This window comes from Acidovorax sp. sic0104 (assembly GCF_019219095.1).
GTDB lineage: Bacteria > Pseudomonadota > Gammaproteobacteria > Burkholderiales > Burkholderiaceae_C > Acidovorax.
In genome coordinates, this window is record NZ_JAHUWH010000034.1 from 1 (window position 1) to 9,657 (window position 9,657).

Here is a 9,657-nt window from a genome sequence, read left to right on the forward strand (position 1 = left end):
TGCAGGGCTATCAACATGGCTTCACTCCCTGGGTGGATTGAAACGACTCTATCAACTCTTGCAGAACGGCTCGCGCCATGAAGAGTGGATAGCGTTTAGAGTCTATGCAATCATCCGGGATGCGACAACTAACACCAATTGCATTTGCGGCACATTCTTTCGAGCAGAACATCGTGGCTGTTTTTGCTGCAGCCGCACACGCAAGCCTGTGCTCGGGATGCTGAAATGCAATGCCACGGGAGGCGGGCAGCAGACGCTCGTTGCACGGATCGCGCATCCGGCACGATCTGGGGCATCCGTGGTGCGCCTCGAACGACGGATAGATCAAGCAGGAGCCACCTCGGCGCTTCGTCGTGAATGATGGCGAGGCCACTGGCCCAGCCCAGCACTGCACAATGGCCGTCTCCACCAGGTACCTTGAATCCCCGCATGCTTTACAACATCCTGAAATTCGCCCACATCCTGTCCGTCATCGTGTGGGTCGGTGGCATGGCTTTTGCCCATTTCTTCTTGCGGCCCGCGGTGCAGTCGCTGGAGCCGCCGCAGCGGCTTCGCCTGATGCGGGATGTGATGCAGCGCTTCCTGAACGCCGTCGCGGCGGCCGTGGTGGTGCTGTTCGCCAGCGGCCTGTGGATGATCGGCCGCTTGGCCAAGCAGACGGTGCAGTCCGGCGGAGGGTTTGCTATGCCGCTGGACTGGACCATCATGGCAGTGCTGGGCATCGTGATGATGGCCATCTTCGGACACATCCGCTTCGCCCTGTTCAAGCGTCTGCAGTGCGCAGTGGCCGCGTCGGACTGGCCCGCCGGCGGCCAGGCCATGGCGGCAATCCGCCGCTGGGTCGGCGTGAACCTGGCAATTGGCGTGGTGATCGTGGGAGTCACCCTGTTGCTGTAACGCTGCCACTGCCACTGCCACTGCCACTGCGACTGCGTGGCCGCGACCGCGGTCTTCACTGAGAGAGCGTAGTTTTGTAGATCGCGGCTGCTGGACGCGACAGCTGACACCGCGCACAAAAATGCAGCCACCGCTGTCCGGTGCGGCGGTTCACCTACTTCATGCGCGGACAAGCCGGCGGCTGACACCCCCCGGGATGCCGGTCCTCTACCATCTGCGGGTATCGAGGAGCCCAGCTACGTGTTCAAGTATTTCGAAAGCCGCATTTCCCCTTATCCCCCCGCTGAACCCCATTTGCCTCCGAAGGACTTCATGGCCTTCGTGTGGGACGGCACCCGCGGCCTGCGCGGCTATGTGGTGGCCATGGCGGCGCTGTCCGCTGCCATTGCGGTGTTCGAAGCCCTGCTGTTCGCCGTGCTCGGGCATGTGGTCGATTGGCTGTCCACCGTGGCGCCCCAATCCCTGTGGGCGCAGCGCAAGGGCTCGATCCTGGGCATTGTGGCGCTGCTGTTGGGCACACTGGTGCTGGTGTCCTGGCAGACCAGCCTCAAGCACCAGGTGCTGGCCATCAACTTCCCGCTGCGCCTGCGCTGGAATTTTCACCGCCTGATGCTGGGCCAGAGCATGGCGTTCTACGCCGACGAGTTCGCGGGCCGCATCACCACGAAGATCATGCAGACGGCGCTGGCGGTGCGCGACATGATTTTCACGACCACCGATGTGGTGATCGGCATGGGCATCTATCTGGCCACCATCCTGGTGCTGCTGGCCGGGTTTGACGCGCGACTGATTGTGCCCTTCGCGGTCTGGATCCTGGCCTACGGCCTGGCGTGCTGGTACTTCGTGCCTCGCCTGGGCAAGGTGGGGAAGGCGCAGGCAGACGCGCGTTCGGTAATGACCGGGCGTATCACTGACGCCTACACCAACATCGCCACGGTGAAGTTGTTCTCGCACACCCGGCGCGAGTCGGAGTTCGCGCGAGCTGCCATGGATGCCTTCAAGCTCACCGGCTATGCGCAGATGCGGCTGGTGAGCCTGTTCGAGATCGTGAACCAGGCGCTGGTGGTGGCCATGATCCTGGGCGCCTGCGGAACGGCGCTGTGGCTCTGGACGCTGGGCGAGGTGGGCGCGGGCGCCGTGGCCGCCGTCATCGCGATGACGCTGCGCGTCTCCGGCCATGCCCATTGGGTGATGTGGGAGATGACCACGCTGTTCGAGAGCGTGGGCACGATCCAGGACGGCATCAACACGCTGACCAAGCCGCGCACCGTGGTCGATGCACCCGATGCACGCCCGTTGCAGGTCACTCGGGGGGAGGTGCGCTTTGACAATGTGAGCTTTGCGTACGGCAACGGGCGCCCGGTCATCGACCAGTTGCAGCTCACCATCCGGCCGGGCGAGAAGATCGGTCTGATCGGCCGCTCCGGCGCGGGCAAGTCCACGCTGGTCAATCTGTTGCTGCGCTTTCATGACGTACGCTCGGGCCGTGTGCTGATCGACGGGCAGGACATCGCCCAAGTCACGCAGGACAGCCTTCGCCGCGCCATCGGCATGGTCACGCAGGACACATCGCTGCTGCACAGGTCGATGCGCGACAACATCCTGTACGGCAGGCCGGATGCGAGCGATGAAGACATGCACGCCGCTGCCCGCCGCGCCGAGGCCGCGGAATTCATCGAGACGCTGAGCGACCTGCATGGCCGCACGGGCTATGACGCCCAGGTGGGCGAGCGCGGCGTGAAGCTCTCGGGCGGCCAGCGCCAGCGCGTGGCCATTGCCCGCGTGATGCTCAAGGATGCCCCCATCCTGCTGCTGGACGAAGCCACCAGCGCGCTCGACTCGGAGGTTGAGGCCGCCATCCAGCAAAGTCTGGACAGCCTCATGGAGGGCAAGACCGTGATCGCCATCGCGCACCGGCTGTCCACCATCGCAGCCATGGATCGGTTGATCGTCCTGGATGCGGGCCGCATTGTCGAAGAAGGCTCGCACGCGCAACTGCTGGCCCAGGGCGGCGTCTATGCGCGGCTTTGGGGCCACCAGAGCGGAGGATTTCTCGGGGAGGACGAGTGACAAGCGCTTGCTGAGGCGCCGCGCTCCTGCCTCCTGAGGGAGACGCACCCTGTGGTCCGGCAAAGCCGGCTCCACCGGCGCGATGGCAGGGTGGGCGACAAGGGGGCACCCGGTTGCAGGGCCGGCAATCCATATCGCAGCACTTTGGCCCACGGCACGGCCAGGGCGCCAGGCTGTAGGGAAACTCATTCACAGACGCCATGCTCAAGTCTTTGCTTCCGGTGTTCTATGTGCAGCTCTCGCCCAGCGAGATCAGCGTACTCAACGTGAACGCCCATGCCCGGGTCTGCGACGTTCCGGAAATCGCGTTGACGCCGGGCTGCGGCGCGCTCGTTCAGGCGGTGGGCCGCCACGCCCGACAGGCTGCGGCCCAACCGGGTGTGGCGCTGGCCAATCCTTTCGCGCATCCACGGTCTCTGATTTCCGATTTCGTGTTGGCGGAATTGGTGATCAAGCACTTCGTGGCCCGGGTGGCCACCACCGGCTTGAAGCGCCTTGTTGCGCCGTCGCCGCGCATGGTGATCCACCCCTTGGGCGATCCGGAGGGCGGCTACACGCAGGTGGAGATCCGCGCGTTGCGCGAGTTGGGCCTTGCCGCGGGCGCGGCGTTCGCCACCGTGTGGCAGGGCCGTCAATTGACGGATGAAGAGCTGCTCTCGGGACGATTTCCCTCCGAAGGCCAAGTGCTCGCGTAAGGAGCCGACCGTGCATCACGGACCTGCGGCAGGTGTCGCGCAGGCGGCTGCAGATACAGGCTGCACACCCTTACCTTTCAGTCCGCTGCGGCCGTCGCGCGGCATACCTTTTGGAGCACCCTGCATGATCAAGATCACAGCCCTGTACCGCTGGCACGAGGGCGCCACCTTCGACCACGACTACTACCACGGCGAGCACATGCGAATTGCCCGTGCGGCCCTGCAGCCGCTGGGCCTGGTGCGGCTGGAGAGCGACCGCGTGCTCTACCCTGCCGAGCCCCGCCCCGGGCAGGTGGTGGCGCTGACCAATGCATTCTTCAGCGACCTGAAGCAGGCGCAGGCGGCAGCACGGCAGACGGCTGAAGCGCTGACGGCGGACGTTCCAAACTACACCAACATCGCGCCCGAATCCTACTTCGCACAGTTGCTGTCGCACGAGCTGCCTTCGGCTCGATAGCGCCCTTTCGCCCTTTCGCCCCGGCCCCCTTGTTCACCTGCGGGGCATGCGCAGGTGACCTTGCCCACCTCACATAGGCCGGGGCGGCGCCCACGCGGCCACGCACCGGCGCTCCTGCACGGCTTTAAGCAGCAGGCCCAGGCCATCGACCGTCCAGCCGCCATACTCCTGCGCGCATTCATTGCGAGCCGGATGGCATCCGCATCTGCCCTGCGACATGGTGACGCGGCGACCTGTCGCACGTCTCCCACAGCTCGGTGCCAAAGCATCACCCAATCCAAAAAACTGATTAAAAATAGCGGTTAACGCTTTCTCGTATTGCGCCAAAAGCTATCAAATTAGTAGCAAACACACCCATCCCGCCCCATCCATGACATCCACCCCCATCTCTCTCGCCATGCCCATCCCCACCGGCGACCAGCTCAAGGCCAGCCGCGCCGCCGCCGGGCTCAGCCAGGCCCAGGCCGCCGAGCTGATGGGCTACCCGCTGCAGACCGGCAGCCGGGGCGGCGTGCAGTCGCGCACCTGGCAGGCGCTGGAGAGCATGGGTGATGAGCGCAACATGCAGGGCCCTGTGTACGCCATGTTCCTGCTGCTCACGGGGCAGCATCCCGGCTACGTGCTCACGCCCCGCGTGCCGGACGCGGGCTGAAAAAAAAGCGGAATGGCCCGAAGACCATTCCGCAAATCACTTACAAGGGAGATTGCTGACGGAAGGTGGCGGCTCAGTCCACCTTGATGTTGGCGGCCTTGATCACCTGCGCCCACTTGTCCACCTCGGACTTCTGGAAGGCGGAGATTTGTGCGGTCGTCATGTCGGCGGGCTCCATGCCAAAGCCCTTCAGCCGGTTTTGCATGTCGGGCTGGGCCAGGATCTTGCGGATCTCGTCATGCAGGCGCGTGACGATGGGCGCGGGTGTGTTGGCGGGTGCGAAGATGGCCTGCCACGACTGCACCTGGAAGTCCGCCAGGCCGTTCACGCCCGACTCTGCCACCGTTGGCACGTCGGGCATCGAGGCCAGGCGCTTGGGCGACGTTACCGCGATGGCGCGCAGCTTGCCGCTCTGGATGTGTGGAGCGGCGACCACGGTGGTGTCGAACATCATGTCCACCTGGCCGCTGATCACGTCCTGGATGGCGGGGCCGCTGCCCTTGTAGGGAATGTGGGTGAACTTCACGCCCGACTTGTAGGCCAGCAGTTCCACGGCCAGATGCTGCGAGCTGCCGGTGCCGGCGGACGCGGACGACAGGCCGCCTTCCTTGCCCTTGGCCGCGGCCAGCACGTCCTTGAGCGTCTTGTGCGGGCTGTTGGCCGACACCACCAGCACCACGGGGTTGGTGCCGATCAGCGTGACCGGGCTGAACGACTTGATGGGGTCGTAGCCCAGCTTGGGGTACAGGCTGACATTGATGGCATGCGAGCTCACGGTGCCGCCCAGCAGCGTGTAGCCGTCCGGTGCCGCGCGAGCGGCGGCTTCCGAGCCGATGCTGCCGGCCGCGCCGCCCTTGTTCTCGACCACGACGGTGGTCCCGAGGGCCGTGCCCAGCTGCTGGCCGATCAGGCGGCCCAGCGTGTCGGTGGTGCCGCCTGCGGCGAAGGGCACCACGTAGCTGATGGGCTTGCCGGTGGGCCAGGTGCCTTGGGCTGCCGCTGGCAGGCTGACGAAGCCCACGGCAGCGGCAAGAGCGGCGGTGTGGATGAGGGTTCTGCGTTGCATGAAAAGTCTCCTGGTTTGTGGATGATTGGATGAAAACTGGCGGAATGAAAGGGCTGCAGCAAATGGCCGGGTCAGCACGCGAGCCCGCCTACACGGCGCCCCGCGTCTCCACATACAGCGCATAGACGGAATGGCTGCTGGCCATGAACAGGCGGTTCTTCTTGGCCCCGCCGAACACCAGGTTGGCGCAGCGCTCAGGCAGGCGGATGTGGCCAATAGGCTTGCCCGCGGGGTTGAACACCATCACGCCGTCCAGGTCGGCAGCGCTGGCGCCGGGGGAGCCATTGCTGCCCCAGCCGCACCACAGGTTGCCGTCCTCGTCGCACTTGATGCCGTCCAGCGCGCCCGGGCCGCCGGCGTCGATGTGCACGCGCTTGTTGGAAAGGCGTGCGCCGGTGCCAACATCAAACGCCCAGACCAGGCGGTTCGGTTGCGCGCGGCCTTCCACGATGTACAGGCGCTTCTCGTCCGCAGAGAAGCAAAGGCCATTGGGGCCGGCCAGGTCGCCGAGCACCAGCTCCGTCTTGCCGCTGGCCGGATCGATGCGGTAGACGGAGTGCGGCAGCTCGGACGCCGCCTTGTCGCCCTCCCAGTGGCCGCCGATGCCAAAAGGCGGGTCGGTGAACCAGATGGAACCATCGCTCTTGCAGACGATGTCGTTGGGCGAATTCAGGCGCTTGCCATTGAAGCTGTCGCTCAGCACGGTGATGCTGCCGTCGTATTCGGTGCGGGTCACGCGGCGCGTGAGGTGCTCGCACACCAGCAGGCGACCCTGGCGGTCGCGTGCCAGGCCATTGGAGAAGTTGGCGGGGTGACGGAACACGCCGGTCTGGCCGGTGGCCTCGTCCCAGCGGACGATGCGGTTGTTGGGAATGTCCGAGAACAACAGATAGCGCCCGTCGCCCACCCACACGGGGCCCTCCACCCACCGAAAGCCCGTGGCGATCTGCTCCACGCTGCTGCTGAAAAGGCGGTACTTGGCAAACGAAGGGTCGAGCACCTGCACGGCCGGGTCGGGGTAGCGCTGGTTGGGCTTGAACTCGAACGACTGGGCCTGCGCCAGCCCACTTGCGGCGGTGGCAGTGGCGGCCATGGCTCCCGCCATGAAGGTGCGGCGCGATGGCACCGGGTGGGAGGTGGCCTGGTCGGTCGATGGATGTGGGCTCATGCTGCGGTGTCTCCTTGAGGTGTTTTATTGCCTGGGCTCAGGGCAGGTCGACGATCTCGACCCAGTTGGGGTTCTTGCCCGCAGGCACGCGCGTGGGAGTGCCCGGGATGCCCGTGGCCGGATCGATGGGATGCAGCGACACCTGGTGCGACTCCTGCCCCGCCGCGACCAGGAACCGGCCCGACGAATCCACGGCGAATCCGCGCGGAGACTTCTCGGTGGGCACCTGCCCCAGCGGCTGCAACTGACCCGTGGCCGCATCGACCCGGAAGCTGCTGAGCGTGCTGGACGTGCGCTCGGACGCATACAGCGTGCGGCCGTCGGGCGACAGGTGCAAATCGGCAGCCCAAGGCTTGCCCGTGAAACCGGCGGGCAGCGCCGAGGCACGCTGCACGGGGCGCAGCGCGCCCCGGGTCGCGTCGTAGGCCATGACGTGAACTGCGGCATCCAGCTCATTGAGCACGTACATGTACCGCTGGGACTTGTCCCACACAAAGTGGCGCGGGCCGGACTTTTCGGGCGTCACGGAGGTGAGGGCCGGCTCGTTGGCGGAAAGCTTGCCGGTCTCGGCATCGAACCTCCAGCCCGAGAGGTTGTCTCCGCCCAGACTGGTGGCGAACACATAGCGGTTGCTGGAATCCGCATGGATGGCATGCGCGTTCGGCGCCGTAGGGATGAGCTGCTGAACCGCACCCACGGTGCCATCCTTGCTGATGCTGTTGACCGTGATCTTGTGGCCGGGGTAGGACGCCCCGAACAGCCAGCGCCCGGTGGCATCCGTATCGATGTTGGCCATGCTGTCGGCCAGCGGCGCCTCGCCCAGTTTGCGCAGCTTGCCGGTGGCCGCATCGATCGCGAGGCTCACCACCCGAAAGGGCTGCGAACGCAGCGCCACGTAAAGTACCTTCCTGTCCGGGCTCACCGCCATCGGCATGGCCATTCCGCCCAGAGCCGTCGTGTCGACCGGCCTGAGCGAAGCCGCTCCCCTGTCGAGCTCGTACACGGACACGTCCTGGCTGTCCGCGTTGGAGACATAGACCCACGTGCCCGCCCAGGCGCCGGGCGTCGCCAGCGCGGCGCCCGCCGCAAAGGCCATTTGCGTCAATCGGGCAACGCTGCGTTTCGCCGATCGTGGTGCAGTCATCCTTATCCCCTTTTCTTTCGTGTGGCAGGTGACACGCCGGCTGGCGGCCAAGGCAACCAGCCAGCTGTGCGATGCCACGGTTTGCAGGCTTGCCGTGTGTACGCGGTGGCAAGTCCAACGACACTCTTGTCATATGTCGTCATACAACTTAGGCGCCATTGTGGCCCTCCTTCGCCAGCTACCGCTCAAGGGATTACCCGAGGTTTTGAGTGATCGGATGCCGGCCTGCTTCCCAATGAGGCATTGCGATATCAGCCCCTGAAATATCAGTGATTACCCTGATTTTTTACGGGTAAACCCGGAGTTTTGACAGATATCAGTTGCATGCATTCTTGTCTAGTTGTACGATGACTAACAACAACTGAAGCAACGGAGACATTCCATGACTTTGAATCGCCGCGCCATCCTTCTCGCCTGCACCGCCGCCCTCGCGGCAGCCTCTGCCACCGCCCAGACTGCCGAGTGGCCCGCAAAGACGCTGCGCATCGTGGTGCCCTACCCTCCAGGCGGCAGCTCGGACATCATTGCGCGCTCCATCAGCCAGGTGCTGTCCGAATCGCTCAAGCAGAGCGTGATCGTCGAGAACAAGCCCGGCGCCAACGGCAACCTGGGCGCGGACTTCGTGGCCAAGGCCGATCCGGACGGCTACACCATGCTGCTGTGCGACGTGGGCGCACTGGCCATCAGCCCATCGGTCTATACCAAGCTGTCGTTCGACCCCTCCAAGGACCTGCGCGGCGTGACCATGCTGGCCTACTCGCCCCACCTGCTGGTGGTACACCCTTCGGTGCCGGTGAACAACCTCAAAGAGCTGGTCGCCTACTCCAAGAAGAACGACCTGAACTTCGCCGTGACCGCCACGGGCAGCGCACCCCATCTCGCCGGCGTGGCGCTGGAGCGCGCCAGCGGCGCACGCTGGCAGTACATCCCCTACAAGGGTGGCGTCACCGCCATCCAGGACACCGTGGCCGGCCAGACCCAGGTGCTGATGAACGGCATGCTGGCCACCCTGCCCCAGGTGCAGAACGGCAAGCTCAAGGTGCTGGGCGTCTCCAAGGCCACGCGCATGCCGCTGATCGGCGATGTCCCCACCATTGCCGAGCAAGGTGTAGCGGGTTATGAGTCGGGTACCTGGCAAGGCGTGCTGCTGCCACGCGGAACGCCCGATGCCGTGGTGCAAAAGCTCAACAAGGCACTGATTTCCGCCATCCGTGCCCCGGAAATCCGCTCGCGCCTGGCCGGCCAGGGCGCCGAGGTGGTCACGATGACCCCCACCGAGCAAGAGCAGTTCTTCGCCAAAGAGCGCGCGCGCTGGGCCAGCGTGGTCAAGGCCGCCAACATCAAGCTCGACTGACCCATCCCACATTTCTCCTACCGACCTGGACTCACATGAACCCGCAAGAACTCAAATCCATCATGGGCTCCGGCCTGCTGTCGTTCCCCATCACGGACTTCGACGAGCAGGGTGAATTCCGCCCCAAGACCTACATCGAGCGCCTCGAATGGCT

At 65.1% G+C, this 9,657-nt stretch carries 10 protein-coding genes and 1 pseudogene; 8 read left to right on the plus strand and 3 right to left on the minus strand.

Annotation, left to right across the window (positions count from 1 at the left end; translation table 11 throughout):
- The 6 genes from KW835_RS26370 to KW835_RS26395 form a co-directional block, all read left to right on the plus strand.
- Positions 1-361 (plus strand): hypothetical protein (locus KW835_RS26370; protein WP_218387720.1); only part of this gene is annotated, 361 nt, incomplete at its 5' end.
- A gap of 68 nt (positions 362-429) precedes the next feature.
- Positions 430-897 carry a CopD family protein gene (locus KW835_RS26375; protein ID WP_218387721.1) on the plus strand — a complete coding sequence of 156 codons (468 nt, stop codon included), beginning with the start codon at positions 430-432 and terminating at the stop codon, positions 895-897.
- A gap of 240 nt (positions 898-1,137) precedes the next feature.
- Complete coding sequence (locus KW835_RS26380; protein ID WP_218387722.1) at positions 1,138-2,967, plus strand: ABC transporter ATP-binding protein; 1,830 nt, start codon at positions 1,138-1,140, stop codon at positions 2,965-2,967.
- A 200-nt stretch (positions 2,968-3,167) separates the two neighbouring features.
- Positions 3,168-3,662 carry a rod shape-determining protein MreB gene (locus KW835_RS26385; protein WP_218387723.1) on the plus strand — a complete coding sequence of 165 codons (495 nt, stop codon included), beginning with the start codon at positions 3,168-3,170 and terminating at the stop codon, positions 3,660-3,662.
- A gap of 124 nt (positions 3,663-3,786) precedes the next feature.
- Positions 3,787-4,119: an EthD family reductase gene (locus KW835_RS26390; RefSeq protein ID WP_218387724.1), complete on the plus strand. Its 333-nt coding sequence runs from the start codon at positions 3,787-3,789 to the stop codon at positions 4,117-4,119.
- A gap of 370 nt (positions 4,120-4,489) precedes the next feature.
- Positions 4,490-4,771, plus strand: a complete 282-nt coding sequence (locus KW835_RS26395; RefSeq protein ID WP_218387725.1) for a helix-turn-helix transcriptional regulator — start codon at positions 4,490-4,492, stop codon at positions 4,769-4,771.
- A 73-nt stretch (positions 4,772-4,844) separates the two neighbouring features.
- Here KW835_RS26395 and KW835_RS26400 read toward each other — a convergent pair whose 3' ends face one another.
- The 3 genes from KW835_RS26400 to KW835_RS26410 all read right to left on the minus strand — a co-directional run bounded on the left by KW835_RS26400 (position 4,845) and on the right by KW835_RS26410 (position 8,149).
- Positions 4,845-5,837 carry a tripartite tricarboxylate transporter substrate binding protein gene (locus KW835_RS26400; RefSeq protein WP_218387726.1) on the minus strand — a complete coding sequence of 331 codons (993 nt, stop codon included), beginning with the start codon at positions 5,835-5,837 and terminating at the stop codon, positions 4,845-4,847.
- 88 nt (positions 5,838-5,925) lie between these two features.
- Positions 5,926-7,005, minus strand: a complete 1,080-nt coding sequence (locus KW835_RS26405; protein ID WP_218387727.1) for an SMP-30/gluconolactonase/LRE family protein — start codon at positions 7,003-7,005, stop codon at positions 5,926-5,928.
- A 37-nt stretch (positions 7,006-7,042) separates the two neighbouring features.
- Positions 7,043-8,149, minus strand: coding sequence for a lactonase family protein (locus KW835_RS26410; RefSeq protein ID WP_370633691.1), 1,107 nt, complete (start codon positions 8,147-8,149; stop codon positions 7,043-7,045).
- A gap of 382 nt (positions 8,150-8,531) precedes the next feature.
- On the opposite strand from KW835_RS26410, the gene KW835_RS26415 reads away from it, so the two are divergent.
- Complete coding sequence (locus tag KW835_RS26415; protein WP_218387728.1) at positions 8,532-9,503, plus strand: tripartite tricarboxylate transporter substrate binding protein; 972 nt, start codon at positions 8,532-8,534, stop codon at positions 9,501-9,503.
- Positions 9,504-9,538: 35 nt separating this feature from the next.
- Positions 9,539-9,657: pseudogene (locus KW835_RS26420) on the plus strand (5-dehydro-4-deoxyglucarate dehydratase); the annotation flags it as partial.